The organism is Marisediminitalea oceani, from assembly GCF_003731635.1.
Lineage (GTDB): Bacteria > Pseudomonadota > Gammaproteobacteria > Enterobacterales > Alteromonadaceae > Alteromonas > Alteromonas oceani.
The window spans coordinates 30,770-46,419 of sequence record NZ_RCUA01000020.1; the positions used below are offsets into that span (position 1 = coordinate 30,770).

16 protein-coding genes are annotated in these 15,650 nt (G+C 47.3%); 6 read left to right on the forward strand and 10 right to left on the reverse strand.

Annotation, left to right across the window (positions count from 1 at the left end; translation table 11 throughout):
- Positions 1–25 precede the first annotated feature (25 nt).
- From uppS to rpsB, 5 genes are all read right to left on the reverse strand, one after another.
- On the reverse strand, positions 26–811 hold the full coding sequence (uppS, locus tag D9T21_RS06865; RefSeq protein ID WP_123324306.1) for a polyprenyl diphosphate synthase: 786 nt from the start codon (positions 809–811) through the stop codon (positions 26–28).
- Between the two features lie 8 nt (positions 812–819).
- On the reverse strand, positions 820–1,377 hold the full coding sequence (frr, locus tag D9T21_RS06870) for a ribosome recycling factor (RefSeq protein WP_123324307.1): 558 nt from the start codon (positions 1,375–1,377) through the stop codon (positions 820–822).
- 20 nt (positions 1,378–1,397) lie between these two features.
- Entirely contained in the window at positions 1,398–2,141 is a 744-nt protein-coding gene (pyrH, locus tag D9T21_RS06875) for a UMP kinase (protein WP_105935046.1), read from the reverse strand.
- A 184-nt stretch (positions 2,142–2,325) separates the two neighbouring features.
- Entirely contained in the window at positions 2,326–3,198 is an 873-nt protein-coding gene (tsf, locus tag D9T21_RS06880; protein WP_123324308.1) for a translation elongation factor Ts, read from the reverse strand.
- 135 nt (positions 3,199–3,333) lie between these two features.
- Complete coding sequence (gene rpsB, locus D9T21_RS06885) at positions 3,334–4,062, reverse strand: 30S ribosomal protein S2 (RefSeq protein ID WP_105935044.1); 729 nt, start codon at positions 4,060–4,062, stop codon at positions 3,334–3,336.
- A 403-nt stretch (positions 4,063–4,465) separates the two neighbouring features.
- Here rpsB and map point away from each other — a divergent pair, with 403 nt between their 5' ends.
- The 3 genes from map to dapD all read left to right on the forward strand — a co-directional run bounded on the left by map (position 4,466) and on the right by dapD (position 8,839).
- Positions 4,466–5,260 (forward strand): type I methionyl aminopeptidase, encoded by a 795-nt coding sequence (map, locus tag D9T21_RS06890; protein WP_123324309.1) that lies wholly within the window; start codon positions 4,466–4,468, stop codon positions 5,258–5,260.
- 112 nt (positions 5,261–5,372) lie between these two features.
- Complete coding sequence (glnD, locus tag D9T21_RS06895) at positions 5,373–8,018, forward strand: [protein-PII] uridylyltransferase (protein WP_123324310.1); 2,646 nt, start codon at positions 5,373–5,375, stop codon at positions 8,016–8,018.
- Positions 8,015–8,839: a 2,3,4,5-tetrahydropyridine-2,6-dicarboxylate N-succinyltransferase gene (dapD, locus tag D9T21_RS06900; protein WP_123324311.1), complete on the forward strand. Its 825-nt coding sequence runs from the start codon at positions 8,015–8,017 to the stop codon at positions 8,837–8,839. The genes glnD and dapD overlap by 4 nt, the downstream gene beginning before the upstream one ends.
- Positions 8,840–8,892: 53 nt before the next feature.
- On the opposite strand, the gene D9T21_RS06905 is transcribed toward dapD, so the two are convergent.
- Positions 8,893–9,933: an acyltransferase family protein gene (locus D9T21_RS06905; RefSeq protein WP_123324312.1), complete on the reverse strand. Its 1,041-nt coding sequence runs from the start codon at positions 9,931–9,933 to the stop codon at positions 8,893–8,895.
- A 365-nt stretch (positions 9,934–10,298) separates the two neighbouring features.
- Here D9T21_RS06905 and D9T21_RS06910 point away from each other — a divergent pair, with 365 nt between their 5' ends.
- Positions 10,299–11,222 carry a tetratricopeptide repeat protein gene (locus D9T21_RS06910; protein ID WP_123324313.1) on the forward strand — a complete coding sequence of 308 codons (924 nt, stop codon included), beginning with the start codon at positions 10,299–10,301 and terminating at the stop codon, positions 11,220–11,222.
- A 53-nt stretch (positions 11,223–11,275) separates the two neighbouring features.
- Here D9T21_RS06910 and D9T21_RS06915 read toward each other — a convergent pair whose 3' ends face one another.
- From D9T21_RS06915 to D9T21_RS06930, 4 genes are all read right to left on the reverse strand, one after another.
- On the reverse strand, positions 11,276–11,884 hold the full coding sequence (locus tag D9T21_RS06915) for a mechanosensitive ion channel domain-containing protein (RefSeq protein ID WP_123324314.1): 609 nt from the start codon (positions 11,882–11,884) through the stop codon (positions 11,276–11,278).
- Between the two features lie 85 nt (positions 11,885–11,969).
- Complete coding sequence (locus D9T21_RS06920) at positions 11,970–12,419, reverse strand: flavodoxin domain-containing protein (RefSeq protein WP_123324315.1); 450 nt, start codon at positions 12,417–12,419, stop codon at positions 11,970–11,972.
- Between the two features lie 15 nt (positions 12,420–12,434).
- Complete coding sequence (locus D9T21_RS06925; protein ID WP_123324316.1) at positions 12,435–13,175, reverse strand: pseudouridine synthase; 741 nt, start codon at positions 13,173–13,175, stop codon at positions 12,435–12,437.
- Positions 13,168–13,497, reverse strand: a complete 330-nt coding sequence (locus tag D9T21_RS06930) for a YqcC family protein (protein ID WP_123324317.1) — start codon at positions 13,495–13,497, stop codon at positions 13,168–13,170. Before D9T21_RS06930 ends, D9T21_RS06925 begins: the two co-directional genes overlap by 8 nt.
- Before the next feature lie 60 nt (positions 13,498–13,557).
- Between D9T21_RS06930 and D9T21_RS06935 the strand changes: the two genes are divergently transcribed.
- Together D9T21_RS06935 and D9T21_RS06940 are read left to right on the forward strand one after the other, a co-directional pair.
- Positions 13,558–14,604 (forward strand): DUF3549 family protein, encoded by a 1,047-nt coding sequence (locus D9T21_RS06935; RefSeq protein WP_164464599.1) that lies wholly within the window; start codon positions 13,558–13,560, stop codon positions 14,602–14,604.
- Between the two features lie 6 nt (positions 14,605–14,610).
- Entirely contained in the window at positions 14,611–14,922 is a 312-nt protein-coding gene (locus D9T21_RS06940; protein ID WP_123324319.1) for a DUF3301 domain-containing protein, read from the forward strand.
- Positions 14,923–15,650: the final 728 nt, after the last annotated feature.

The window sequence follows — 15,650 nt, forward strand, 5'->3', positions numbered from 1 at the left end:
GCTAGTTGCCGGCAGCAGGCAGTCATTAGGAGTTTGCAACCTCTGTGGTCTCCACCTGCTCACCGATAAGGCCAAAGCGGCGCTGACGCTCACTGTAGTCTTTCACGGCCAGATAGAAGGCTTCTTCGTCGAAATCAGGCCACAGCACATCAGTGAAATACAATTCAGCATAGGCGCACTGCCAGAGCAGGAAGTTACTGATGCGATGTTCGCCGCCAGTTCGAATCAACAAGTCGAGCTCAGGTAAGCCCTGGGTAGACATATGCTGGTCGAACACGGCTTCATCGATCTGATTGGCGTTAAGGCTGCCGTCGCTTACTTTATCTGCAAGCTGTCTGGCGGCGTTAACGATATCCCAACGGCCGCCATAGTTGGCCGCAATGTTAAGCACCAACTCTTTGTTGTCTGCGGTCATTGCTTCGGCTTTGTTGATTTTATCAACCAGTTTGCGATCAAAACGTGAGGTATCACCCAATACTTTTAATCGCACACCGTTTTTATTCAACCGTTTAGCTTCGCTGTTTAATACCAGATTAAACAGATCCATTAAAACACTGACTTCTTCTTCCGGACGTTTCCAGTTCTCACTGCTAAAAGCAAACAAGGTGAGTGACTGAATGGCGTTCTTGCGTGCAAAACGCACCGCAGCACGCACTGATTCCACACCAGCGCGATGCCCGAAAGTACGAATCTTCCCTTTCTTTTTGGCCCAGCGTCCGTTGCCATCCATAATAATGGCCACGTGCCTGGGCATATTCAGCAACGCCAGTCTTTCGTCCAGCGTTGCTTCGTCAGTCTGCGATCGCGACATGATCTTATTTATACTTCCATTAACTCAGTTTCTTTATCAGACAGCATGTTATCAACTTTTTTGATAAATTCATTGGTTAGTGTCTGGATATTTTCTTCACCTGCGCGACTTTCGTCTTCGCTGATTTCTTTTTCTTTGAGTAATTCTTTGATATCGCTGTTGGCATCGCGGCGAATATTACGAATCGCCACCCGGCCTTGTTCGGCTTCGTTACGTACCACGCGAATAAGATCTTTACGACGCTCTTCAGTCAGCGGCGGCAGAGGAATACGAATCGTCGTACCGGCACTCATTGGATTTAAGCCCAGGTCAGCCTGCATGATGGCTTTTTCTACGGCCTGAATTGAGCTCTTATCGAATACCGTTAACGCCAGGGTACGGCTGTCTTCGGTGATGATATTGGCCAGTTGACGCAACGGAGTATCTGCGCCGTAATAAGGCACCTGAATGCCATCGAGTAAACTTGGGTGAGCACGACCTGTACGGATTTTGCTCAGTTGGCCTTTTAGCGCTGTGATACTTTTTTCCATGCGCTCTTGCGCATCTAATTCAATTTCATCAATCACGGTAATATCTTCCTGTATTATTATTCAGTAACACTTTCGACATGGTCGATCAAAGTGCCTTCAGGTTCGCCCATCACTACCCGTTTGAGGCAGCCAGGCTTATTCATATTGTAAACCCGTATAGGTAAGCTATGGTCACGTGCCAGCGTAAAGGCTGACAGGTCCATCACTTTTAATTCTTTTTCCAGTACGTCCTGATATGAAAGCTGCGAGTACAGTTTCGCTTCGGGGTTTTTCACCGGATCGTCACTGAAGACGCCATCAACTTTGGTTCCTTTCAGAACAGCGTCGGCTTCAATTTCGATACCGCGTAAACATGCAGCAGAGTCGGTGGTAAAAAATGGATTGCCGGTGCCGGCAGAGAAAATAACCACGCGACCTGATTTCAGCAGGCTAATGGCTTCTGCCCAGTTGTAGGCATCACAGACACCGTTGAGGGGAATAGCTGACATCAAGCGGGCATTTACAAAAGCACGGTGCAGTGCATCACGCATTGCCAGGCCATTCATTACCGTGGCCAGCATGCCCATGTGGTCGCCCACTACCCGATTCATACCCGCTTTGGCGAGTCCTTCACCACGAAACAGGTTACCACCGCCGATAACCAGTCCAACCTGAACACCCAATTCTACCAGTTCTTTGATTTCCTGGGCCATGCGGTCCAGCACTTTGGGATCAATACCAAAGCCTTCATTCCCCATTAGCGCTTCGCCGCTGAGTTTAAGCAGGATGCGTCGGTAGGCGGATTTTGGTGCGATGCTCATTGTTGTTTTTTCCTCTTGATTCGGCTTGGGTCATATTTTGTACACAAACTATGAGCCAAACCGACTTAATCGGTCGTCATCTTCAGGTATAGCCGGTGCTTTGCTTTCAGTTATAAAAAAGCACCTCCGAAGAGGTGCTCGTAGTGTATCCGACATTGGCCGAATGCAAAAGTCAAACCGCTAATTATTTCTTAGCAGCTTCCATTTGCGCCGCTACTTCTGCAGCGAAATCTTCGGTTTTCTTCTCGATACCTTCACCTACTTCAAAGCGAACAAAGTTAACAACGTCAGCGTTGTTAGACTTCAGTAATTCGCCTACTGATACAGAAGGATCTTTAACGAAAGGCTGACCAGTCAGGCTGATTTCGCCGGTGAATTTCTTCATGCGGCCAACAACCATTTTCTCAGCGATTTCAGCTGGCTTGCCAGACTGCATCGCGATTTCGATTTGGATAGCTTTTTCTTTTTCAACTACTTCAGCTGGTACTTGCTCTGGCTTAACGAACTGCGGGCTTGAAGCCGCAACGTGCATAGCAACGTCTTTTGCCAGCTCTTCTTCACCACCAGTTAACAGAGCAACTACGCCGATACGGCCACCGTGCACGTATGCACCTAAGTTGTCACCTTCAACGGTCAGTACACGACGTGGAGAGATGTTTTCACCGATTTTAGCTACCAGTGCGTCACGCACTTCGCTAACTACGCCGCCTTCAACTTCAGCCGCGTTCAGTGCTTCGATGTCGTTCAGGTTGTTTTCAAAAGCAACATCCAGCAGTTTGTTACCAAACGCCAGGAAGCCTTCGTCACGAGCTACGAAGTCAGTTTCACAGTTCAGTTCAAGCATGGTCGCTTTGCCTGCTTCAACTTTAGTCAGGATTACACCTTCAGCGGCGATACGGCCAGCTTTTTTAGCGGCTTTAGCCTGACCAGACTTACGCATGTTTTCGATGGCCAGTTCGATGTCACCATCAGTTTCAACTAACGCTTTTTTGCAATCCAGCATGCCGGCGCCAGTACGCTCACGCAATTCTTTTACGAGTGCTGCAGTCACTGCCATTTTCAATTCCTCAGCAATATTTAAATTCAGAGTAAAAGGGGCGAACGCCCCTCTTAATTAATTCTTAATCTTCGATCAGAGTCGATCGGTACAACTAATCTGAGGCTCAGTTGAGCCTCAGATTAAGCAAGCGGATTACTCAGCTGCTTCAACAAACTCGTCTTCAGCTTGTACTTCCAGGTTGCTGTTGCGACCTGCGCTAACTGCATCAGCAGCAGCGTTTAAGTACAGTTGAACGGCACGAATTGCATCGTCGTTACCAGGGATGATGTAATCAACACCATCTGGGTTTGAGTTAGTATCAACAACAGATACAACCGGGATACCCAGGTTACGGGCTTCAGTTACCGCGATGTGCTCGTGATCGGCATCGATTACGAACAGTACGTCAGGCAGACCGCCCATGTCTTTGATACCACCCAGGCTGCTTTCCAGCTTGTCCATTTCACGCTGAAGCATCAGCGCTTCTTTTTTGGTCAGCTTTTCGAAAGTACCGTCCTGGCTTTGCTGCTCAAGGTCTTTCAGACGCTTGATTGACTGACGAACAGTTTTCCAGTTAGTCAGCATACCGCCCAACCAACGCTTGTTCACATAGAATTGGTCACATTTCTGTGCTGCTTCTTTAACTGCATCACCGGCTGCACGCTTAGTACCAACGAACAGAACTTTACCTTTCTTGGCAGAAACGCCAGACAGGAAGTTAAGTGCTTCGTTGAATAAAGGAACAGTTTTTTCCAGGTTGATGATATGAACTTTGTTACGAGCACCAAAGATGTAAGGTTTCATCTTAGGGTTCCAGTAACGGGTTTGGTGACCGAAATGCACGCCGGCTTTCAGCATGTCACGCATAGAAACGTTTGCCATGTTTAATTCCTCAATTGGGGTTAGGCCTCCATACACCCTTTGTATCGATCCACTATTGCAATAAAGCAACGCAGACACCCCGATACGCAGTCACAGTGTATGTGTGTTTTAATATAAGTAATGTACTTCTTTGAAGTAACTGAAGTGATTTGCGGTGAACCAAAATCCACAGAAATGTTCGGGTTAATTCAAAAAGCGCGCGCTTTATACCATGTAGCGCCTGTCATCTCAAGTTAAAGTTAGGTTTCAGGCCGGTAAACTGGCGCTTTTTGCCAGTACTAAACCCACAGGCGCTATACACGCGCAGCGGTATTCGCTAACATACAGCCTTTTGAAAATGACGGAACTGCGGAAACACCCGTTTCTGTTATTTATTCTACTGTCTAATTAAAAGAGGACTCAGGTGGCTGCAATAATTAAAACCGCTGAAGAAATCGAAAAAATGCGCGTTGCCGGTAAACTGGCTGCAGACGTATTAATGATGCTAGGTGAACACGTTAAAAAAGGCGTGACTACCGATGAGCTTAACACCATTTGCCATGACTATATCGTTAATGAGCAACAAGCGATTCCAGCACCTCTTAATTACGGTCACCCGCCCTTCCCAAAATCCATTTGTACGTCGGTAAACCATGTGATTTGTCACGGTATCCCAGCTGATAAAAAGCTCAAGGATGGCGACATTGTTAATGTTGACGTTACCGTAATAAAAGACGGCTACCATGGCGATACGTCAAAAATGTTTATGGTGGGTAAGCCCAGCATTATGGCCGACCGTTTGGTAAGAGTGACTCAGGAATGCCTTTATAAGGCTATCAAGGAAGTTAAACCCGGCATGCGCCTGGGCGATATCGGCCATATATGCCAGACTCACGCAGAAGCGCACAATTATTCGATTGTCCGCGAGTATTGCGGACACGGCATTGGCGCGGGCTTCCACGAAGAACCACAAATCGTTCACTACGGCCGCCTAGGTACCGGTGACGAACTGGTTCCCGGCATGTGCTTTACTATCGAACCCATGGTGAATGCCGGAAAACGTTATTCAAAAATATTACCGGACCAGTGGACCGTGGTAACCAAAGACCGCAGCCTCAGTGCACAGTGGGAACATACCCTGCTGGTTACTGAGGATGGTGTTGAAGTACTGACGCTTAGGGATGACGAAGATCTCGAACGAATTTATCACCACAGTTAGTTAATAATGCCGCCTCAGGGCGGCATTCGCTTGCTTAAGCGGCAAAAAGTGCCGGGTTAATCCTGTTGGATTAATTCACAGAGAGTGTTCGGATGTATTCATTGGGTGAGTTGTGAAATTAAAATCGTTATGTGAAGAAATCGCTACCATCGACTCTGTCGACGACATCAAAGCATTTAAACAACTGGTGTCACAAAGCTACGAATGGTTAGAGTCAGCCTTTACACTGCTACCCATCGACGAACTGGTGACCGGCCGCGCAATATTTATTGATACGCTGTTGCAACGCTTATGGACACTTTACGGCCTGGCAAATGAAAGAGGCCTGGCGCTTTGTGCAGTTGGGGGGTATGGTCGCGGCCATTTGCAGCCCTACTCCGACATTGACCTGCTGATTGTCAGTAAAAAACCTCTTAAGCGTGACGTACAGGAAAAAGTCGGCCAGTTTATTACCATGCTGTGGGACATTAAACTTGATGTCGGTCAGTCGGTACGCACCATCAAAGAAACGGTAAAGCTTGCCAGGGATGATATTTCCATTGCCACCAACCTGGTAGAAAGCCGCATGCTCAGTGGCTGCGACCAAACCTTTGTGGACATGTGGCACGCCGTCAACGAAAAAGACACCTGCTGGACCAGCAAGGCCTTCTTTGCCGCCAAGTACGAAGAGCAAAAAGCCCGTCATGCTAAGTTTAATGGCACGTCTTACAACCTTGAACCGAATATCAAGGAAAACCCGGGCTGTTTACGCGACATTCAGTCAATTGGCTGGGTCGCTAAAAAACACTTTAAAGAATACGATGGTAAAGGGCTGGTTGGTCATGGCTATTTCACCAAGGATGAACTTGATGAGCTAGTCGAATGCCGTATGTCGTTATGGCGTATCCGCTTTGCTCTGCACCTGGTCGCCGGACGCAGTGAAAACCGCTTATTGTTTGACTATCAGCCAGACGTTGCCGCTATGATGGGCTACGGTGATGACAGTAAAACCGCGGTTGAAAAAATGATGCGGGCCTTTTTCCGCACCGTACGCCGTGTCAGCGAACTCAACCAGATGCTGCTGCAGCGCTTCCGCTACGACATGCTGAACCAGACTATCCAGAGTCGCAAAACCATCAACGACGATTTTTGTTTGCTCGACGGCAATATTTCTCCTACGCATAACAACGTTTTCGAATCGCCCGAAGATATCCTCAGATTTCTTAAAACCATTGCGGATAACCCTGATGTTCAGGGCCTGGATACCAACTGTATCCGCCAGTTGCGCAATGCCCGTCGTCGTTTCCAGTCGGCCTATTATGTAGAGCGAGTGGAATGTCGTCAGTTAATTATAGAGCTATTTAAACACCCGCATTTCTTTGACTTCGCCTGGGACATTATGCATCAGTACGGTATTTTGCAATCGTACCTGCCCGAGTGGGATCACATTGTGGGCATGATGCAGTTTGACTTATTCCACGCCTACACGGTGGATGAACATACGCATCGCCTGGTGAAGCACGTTAACCATTATTTTCAGCCGCATAATACGGAGTTTCCCCGCTGTGGCCGCATAGTGCGGAATTTCGACAAGCCAGAGCTTATTTACATTGCGGCAATCTTTCATGATATTGCCAAAGGCCGTAATGGTGATCATTCTACGCTGGGTGCGAAGGATGTAGCGATTTTCTGCGAAGCTCACGGTATTGAAAAGTCCGACGCCGACCTGATTGCCTGGTTAGTGGAAAATCACCTGCTGATGTCGGTAGTAGCGCAACGCCGGGACATCTATGATCCGGATGTAGTAAACGATTTTGCTACAGCTGTGCGTAGTCACACGCACCTGAACCTGCTTTATGTACTGACTCTCGCGGATATTCGGGCCACCAACGACAACCTGTGGAACGACTGGAAAGCCTCGCTTTTAAGAGAGCTGTACAGCATGACCCAAAAAGCCCTGGATAATGGCCTGCAATGCGGCGTAACCATGCGCGAACGGGTGGATTCACACAAAGCCAAAGCACTCAAACTGCTGACTACTGCTAAAGCTGATGCACAGCGACTGGAGACCTTATGGTCGCGCTTCGAAGACGACTATTTTGCTCGCTTTAAGCCAGAGCAAATCAGCTGGCACAGCCAGGCAATTCTGGCCTTTGAGCTCGACCATGAAGCCGGCGAAATGCTGATCAAAACCAATAATGACCTGGCCAAAGGCGGCACAGAGTTATTGTTATACGGCGAAGACCGACCGGCTCTGTTTGCCCAGATCGCATCGGTACTCGATAGCCGTAATTGCTCCATCCATGATGCGCATATCGCCGTGACCCGCGACGGTCATGTGTTTGATAGCATCCTGATTCTGGAAAATGACGGTTCGCGCATTGAGGGCGAATCGCGACTGCGTTCAATTGAGCAGGCCATTGCCGAGCAATTATCTAAACCCGGACGCAGTCATAACAATACCCGCAAGCTTTCCCGCCAACACAAGCAATTGGATGTGCCGGTTAAAGTGCGTTTTTATTCTTCCCAGGATGATGCCACATTAATTGAGCTGGAAGCATTGGACGCGCCGGGAATTCTTGCTAAAGTCGGTCACGCTTTCGTAGACTGCAATCTCACATTAAAATTAGCCAAAATTGCCACAATCGGTGAACGCGCAGAAGACGTATTTATCGTATCGAATGAGCATGGCAAAGCCCTGACGCCGGAAGAACAGACGACGCTTAAAAAGCGGATATTGTTTAAACTCGATCAACTTGAAGATATCAACATACCATGACTGAATTAAAAGCCATTATTGAAGCGGCCTTCGAAGACCGCGCAAGTATCACACCTTCCGCTGCCCCTGCTGAAGTAAAACAAGCAGTGAGCGATGTCATTGCCTTACTCAACAGCGGTGAAGCACGTGTGGCCGAAAAAATTGCCGGTGAATGGGTTGTTCACCAGTGGCTGAAAAAAGCAGTATTACTGTTTTTCCGCCTGCACAATAATGACGTAATGGAAGGCGCAGAAAGCCGCTTCTACGATAAAGTGCCACTGAAGTATGCCGATTACACCGCCGAGCAGTTTGCTGCTGACGGCGTTCGTATTGTGCCGCCGGCGGCTGTACGTACCGGCTCATTCGTGGGCAAAAACGTTGTGGTAATGCCTTCATACGTTAATATCGGCGCGTTTGTTGACGAAGGCACCATGGTTGATACCTGGGCTACCGTTGGCTCATGTGCACAAATTGGTAAGAACGTTCACTTGTCTGGTGGCGTTGGCATTGGCGGTGTTTTGGAGCCATTGCAGGCTAACCCAACCATTATCGAAGACAACTGCTTTATTGGCGCGCGCTCTGAAATTGTTGAAGGCGTTATCGTGGAGGAAGGCGCAGTTATTTCGATGGGCGTGTACATCGGCCAGTCTACCCGTATTTATGACCGTGAAACCGGCGAAGTACACTACGGCCGCGTACCAGCTGGTGCGGTTGTTGTACCGGGCAACCTGCCTGGCAAAGATGGTAAATACAGCCTGTACGCTGCCATCATCGTGAAAAAGGTTGATGCAAAAACCCGCGCTAAAGTAGGGATCAACGCCCTGTTGCGTGGCGCTGAATAAAGCATTTAGCGGTTACTCTGCAAAGGCGCCTGATGGCGCCTTTTTACTTTTGATTATGCCGACACCGCATTTGACTTACCATACCGACGTATTTTGTTAGCAAGCGGCTTTTCGAAAAAATAAAACGATAAGTGAGAAAGCAACAACGTAATAAACAATGCTAAGCCTAATCTTATGTACATGTTTATATCAGTTATCGATACGAAATATGCCAATACAGGGTAATGCAATAAGTAAAAGCCGTAGGAAACTTTACCAAGATAAACAAAAAACTGGCTGTTTAAAATTGACATACTGGTCGAATTTAAAATTACACACAGAAACACGCTGTATACCAGTAGCCAGGTCAATGGGTCACCCCATGTTTTCCAAAAGAAATCTTCGGTATATATCAAACCAACCATACTTCGAAGTTCAGGCAGATTGAGACACAACAGGATAAGTACGGGTAACCCAAACCAATTGGCCGCTTTATGTGCCGAAACCGAATCTTTTATTTTGTCAAAGGCAAAGGCTGAAACAAGCCCCAGGAAGAAAGCAAATCCGTAAGTAGAGATAATGCCTAACAGCTTTGGTTTCACAAAAAAATAAAAATAAGCACTGGGTAAAACGGTAAGTAGCGCGTAAAGAATTAGGACATAAGTGCTAAAACCGGATTTATACAATCCCCAAAAGCCAATGAAAACGACATAAAACTGGACTTCTACGGGTATGGTCCAAAAAATGTACGGGGCTTTAATAAGCATAAAAGCTTCAACAGTTCGATTGAACTCGGTAAACATAAAAGGGTATATAGAACTGCCACCTTCGAGTTTAGTGATCAGCACAGAAATAATTAATAGGGTGAAATACAGAGGCAAAACACGACCAATCCTCGCGAATGCATACCGTTTGATGTTTACTTTACTGAACTCTTCATGGATATATAACTGAGTCATCAAAAACCCACTAAGAAGAAAGAAAAGCATAACACCGGTTTGCCCAAAACCATTCCCCAGAAACGTTGGTAACAGTGTTTCATTCGCCGCATGGGAAACAAACACAATTAGCGCGGCAAAGCCTCTTAATCCAGTGAGTTTGTGAAAATACTGCATATTACTATTTACATTTTAATATTGAATTTTTGGCTTAACAGGGGGTTTAAATGGTGTTTAGCCAATTTACACGTTGGAACCTACGTTAGTTATAAACCCATCTACTCCAATTTTGAGCAATTAATAGAACGCATTGGCCATATAGCATCACACATAGATGAGTTTACCATTAGTAAGACCTTACCTGCGGCTTCTGATAGTTAACATTTATAGCATCATAGTGGATTGTTGTCTTCAATTAGCAATTTTTCCGCGATACTGCTAAAGTAAATTTGTGAACAGGGTGTTAGCGCATTTTTGAGAAGTTTAGCGGAACAAGGAGTACTGCGTAACACCAGTCTAGAGCTAAAATTAAGGAAGATACTATGCGATTACCTCAAATCGTCAGCGCCTCATCATTAGCGCTGCTACTGGCATTCAGTCAGGACGTTAGCGCCTTTTCCGGTACTACTGAAACCACAAAATACTGTGTTGACGAAGACTGCAAAACACAACTGCGTAATTTGGTACAACTGGCCAGAAATGGCAGTGGTCGGGCAGCAGCTATTGTTGCCATGGCCTATGCCTCCGGCGATGGCTTTGAGAAAAACCTCGAAAAAGCCGAACACTATATAATTCTTGGCGCTCGCTTTCGCGATCCGGTAGCCGCTTATCTGATGGCGGATTGGTTGCGAAATGGATTTGTACTCGATCAGGACATTGCCAAAGCCGATGAAATGCTCGATCTCTCCATTAAGTATGGTTATGCGCCGGCCATGTATGATAAAGCACTGAAAATTCTGAAATCCGGCGATAGCGATAAAACGGATCAGGCGGTGGCTTTACTCGAGAGTGCTGCAGAACAAAGCAATATGCGAGCGATGTTTCTGCTCGCACGTATGAAAGAAACCGGCACCGGGGCTGCCAAAGATGTAGAAGGCGCGGTGGATTTATTTCAGCGTTTAGCCCGGGCCAGGCATCCCGAAGCCATGGAATACCTGAAAGATCTGGCCGAGCGTTCTGCCAATGCTAAGCAGGATTCAGCCATCCTCGCTAACCTGGAATTAGATAAAAACATGGAAGTCATCGAAGTCAGAGGCGAAGCCTTTGAAGTGACACTGGTACTCGATGGCCTGGTGGATACACTGGTAAGCAGCGGAAAGTACGATCAAAACTCAATCGGCAGCCGGATCCGCGGCGTAAGCTGCAATGAATCTATCAAATGCGGCAGTACGAAACCCAGCGATGATCCTGCAGCCAGCACAGTATGGGAATTAATTACCGGACGAAAGCTAGTTGCATACTTTTAAGCTATCCAAAGAAAAGGCGCCACCTGGCGCCTTTTGCATTTTAGTCTGCTACCTTAATCTTTCTGTGCCTCTCGGGCTTGCTCTGGTTGAACAGGCATTTGTTTATCGGTTGATTTGCCAATCCCCTGCCAGTGCTGTTTAGGATTAATAATCACAGGCCGGGTGAGCACCAGGTTATTCGGGTAAGCAATCTCTTCATCATCCTTAGTGATTAACCGTGTGGTAAATAAATTGATGTCGGCGATATAGCCTTCCATGTAATTATCACCATCGATAATACGAATAAAATTGCCCTTGGTATAAGAGTTCTGAAATAGCAGCACAAAGTAAGAAGTGATATTGCTCAGCAGTGACCAACTGGCAAACAGCGCAACCCCGGTCAGCGCAATAATAGACGTGGAAAGTACAATCAGCCCGCTAAAATCTACGCCCCACACCAACAACAACACTGCAATGGTGATAACGCCAGTGATTAACCTGGCGGTGTGATAGGTTTTCTTGCGAGCCTCTTCACTCAGCTTACTACTGGTAGCCAGCTTTTCGATTTGCGGCAACAATAACCGGTTCACCCCCATAAAAATGATCAATACCAGTACGGTTACAATCAGATTGGACATGTAAAATGTTGCCCAGTCGGTAAAACGGCTCATCACATCATTCATAATAAAGCGAATCCTCAGGCGCGCTGGTATTAGCACTGCTAACTGTGCAAACGAAAGGCGCTGGCCAGCGCCTTTCCAGAAAAGTTTAAGCGATCAGTTTATCCTGAATCCCTTTGAACCAGTTAAGTACATCCTGCTCGGGTTCCAGTGTTTCCATGGCATCGACTTCCAGCATGTCAGCTACCGGAAAGCCCTGTAATTCAGTTAACAGTTCCTGGCAAATTCTGCCACCACCACAGTAGGAATCACCGTAACTGCTATCCCCTAACGCAGCTACCGCAAAGGGTTTTTGTTCAAGTAGCGGAAACTGGTTACGTAGCTCATCAATGGGAAACTCCAGATTAGGCGGCAAGTCGCCTGCGCCGGTAGTGGATGTGATCACTAACAAGGCCTGCGGATCGGTGAAGTCACTGACATCCGGATCTTTAAACACTTCCGCATCAATGCCTTGATCTTCACAATAAGACTGCACTTCTTCTGCTACGTTTTCTGCATTACCGTAAACCGAACCGACGATGATATTCAGGGTTGCCATGGACCTACCTTACTTTTATTGACTCCAGGTTAAAAACGGCTGCCAGCTTACCAATAACTGCTCAATTTCGCTATCGACTTGCGTCAGAATAGTCAGCCATTTACCGCTAACCGGGTGGTAAAAGCCCATCGACACGCACACCAGCATCAGCCGGTGGCAACCAAACTGGTCGCGCAGAAAACCATTGTGTTTGCCATCGCCATGGGTGGTATCGCCCACAATAGGATGGCGTAAATGCAACATGTGCCGCCTTAACTGATGCTTACGCCCGGTGTGAGGTGTTAAGCCCAGCCAGGAATAGCGCGCCGTGGCATAGCGGCCGACCGCAAACGGCAATTCATAATGGGCCAGTGGCCAGTAATCTGAATGAGCGGTTTGCGGTGCTACCTGTTTAGTGCGATAGGCATCGGCATACTTATCCCAGCGATATTTGAGCGCATAGTCGATCATCCCGGCCGAGTTAACATAACCCCTGACCAGAGCCCGATAAGACTTCTGCATGCCATTACTCATCATTTGTGCATTCATTGCCGAAGCCGTTCCGCTATCCAGTGCAAATAACAGTAAGCCAGCGGTTGGCCGGTCCAGTCGGTGTAGCGGATACACATGCCGACCAAGCTGGTCGCGCAGCAACTGCACGGCGAAGCGAGTTTCGTGTTTATCAATCGGGCTACGATGCACGAGCAATCCGGCCGGTTTGTAAATGGCTACAATGTGCTCATCCTGATACACCACATTTAATTCATTGTTACCCATGGTGAGACTGACTCCAGCTGTCGAAACGCGCCAGAACCCGTTGTACAGGAAGATGTTTACCTTGCCAGGTAACTTCAGCCATAGGCTGAATTTGCATGGTTGGGGGTAAGGTATTCGTTTTCAGCAAAGCCTGTAAACGCGGAATAAAGATAAACTGTAGCCACTGCTCAAAAGCAAGCGTGTCACAGGCGAAGGGTTGCTGGCTGACCAGCGCTTCCTGTGGAGGCGTGACCGCCGACCACAAACCCGCAGCTTTTAATATTTCTTCCAGCTCAAACAACAAATCTGAGCCCTGCTCAATGGATTTGGGATCATGAATCATTACGCGCTTACTCCAATGCCTGTTACACTATCGGCAAATTTTGTCATAGTAAAAATCAGCATGAATTCAAAAAGTATTCACTCGCTGAGCGAGTTCTTATTACATGCGGGCACGGATTATCGCATTTTTGATTTAGGTCGTGGAGTTTATCCTGTTGCCTCGCAAACATTTTTAGATATCGAGAACGGTAAAGTTTGCCCTCCCCGCCCTCGTCAGCAACACGCCTGGTATGCCGTGGTGTTCTGGCAAACCAATCCCCAGGCCCAGCGTTATATCTGGTTTGTTAAGTTTCCGCTGGATGAGCAGGGTTTATTGATTCAGGCGTCGCGCAACCACTTTTTACAAATCATCGTTGATGCGCTGGGAAACCAGATTGCCGGTGAGCAAGGCAGTGATGAATTACCGGATAACCCTTATACCTTTGTACCCAGTCAGCAGCTTATGGCGCAGTTTTCGGCCATTGCCCGTCAGGCGCTAAACGATAAGAAAAGCGAGTCACTGGAACAAGCCCGGCAATATTTGCAGGCTCCAGCCATTATCGACTGGCAGCAATTACCGGTTCAGGCTATTGCCGATCTCGCAGTAGCAATTGATAATAAACAGGCTGCCCACATTATCGAAAACTTCAGACACTTCAGCGACCCGTTTTTAGAAACATTGTTCAGCAGTCTGGAAAGCGTATCGCTGCCTGACAACCTGCAAACCTTTTTTATTGAGCAGCTTACTGTGGCTGCCGAAGATGAGGCGCAAAAGCACGTCATGCTGGGCCTGCTCAGAGCGTTAAGCACGCCAGAGTATCACCCGCAAATTAACCAGGCATTGAATGATCTGTTAGACAAAACATCCCAGCCTGATATGCATTTGCTGAGCGTAATAGCCGGCCGACATGATGCGCAGTTAGATACCTTAACGGCGCAGCGGTTTCTGGAAGCAGCGGCTAAAGCGGATGCCGAAGGCGCCTATAAACATGAGTTGTTTATTGGCTTGTTTAGCGATTTGGTGCAAATACCTACGCTGCGCAGAACCATGCTAACCCTGGCCCGGGCACATCAGAATAATCCACTAATGCAGGCGCCGCTAAATACCCTTTTCAACAAGGCAGGATAAGACCCGGTGAATTTATTTGATGTATTGCTATTGGTATTACTGTGCGCCGGCGCAGCGTTTTTCTGGCGGATCCGAACCATTTCTGAGTGCGCAAACCAGTACCTGCAACGGTACTGCGAACAGCAGCGTTTGCAGTTAGTCAGTGTAGCCAGAAAAACTACTCGTCCGATGTTATACCGGGGCAAGCTCGATTGGCGCAGCGAGTTTTTATTTGAGTTTTCATCCACCGGCGATGACTGTTACCAGGGCACCTTGCTGCTCAATGGACTGACGGTGATCAAAACGGAAACGCCACCGCATCGCATCAACACGCACTGAATACTGAATATTACCCATAAAAAAACGGTGGCCTTAGCCACCGTTTTCTCTGGAATTTTGAGACTCCCTCTCAGCGTTAGTGCAATTTTAAGCATGGCTTATAATCCCGCACGCAATTCCTTCTTACTCTGCTTCACAGCAGGCCACCTGTCCTTAGGCGTATCCCTTTCCATTCTCCGTAAAAATCTTTACATCCTGTAAAGTATTCTCCGCTCCTGGAGTTGTCCCTAGCCGTCCTGGCTTATTCCATTCCTGCTGGCATCCCAGCCTCTTCCTTAAATCCTGATGGTTTATTCCTTTAAACCGGATTCCGTTTGTCTTCCTGACATCGTCATCCTGACGAATTTCCTATTGCCGTTCCTGGCGTTATCTTCCTGATAGATGCCTTCCTGGCTAGTATCTTCCTGATAAGTCACATCTCCTTGCGACATGTTTAGATTACGCCTCTGAGAAAAACCTGCCACCGGTGGATCACATAAAATCGGTGTAATCCTCACGACTCAATGTGTAGCAATTTTAATAATTTATATTTTTCATAAACTTAGCCAAAGGTCTAAGGCGTGGGCAGGCGAAACAAACCGTCTATTCGTACATTTGTGTAGGAAATGTCTTACAAAGATGCCGACCAGAAGCCATTCGGCCCCATAAAGTCGTGAGAATTTTGCTCTGGGATGAGACTCGAAGCATGATTAAATTCATAAAAATGTCATAGCACATTCATTTTTACA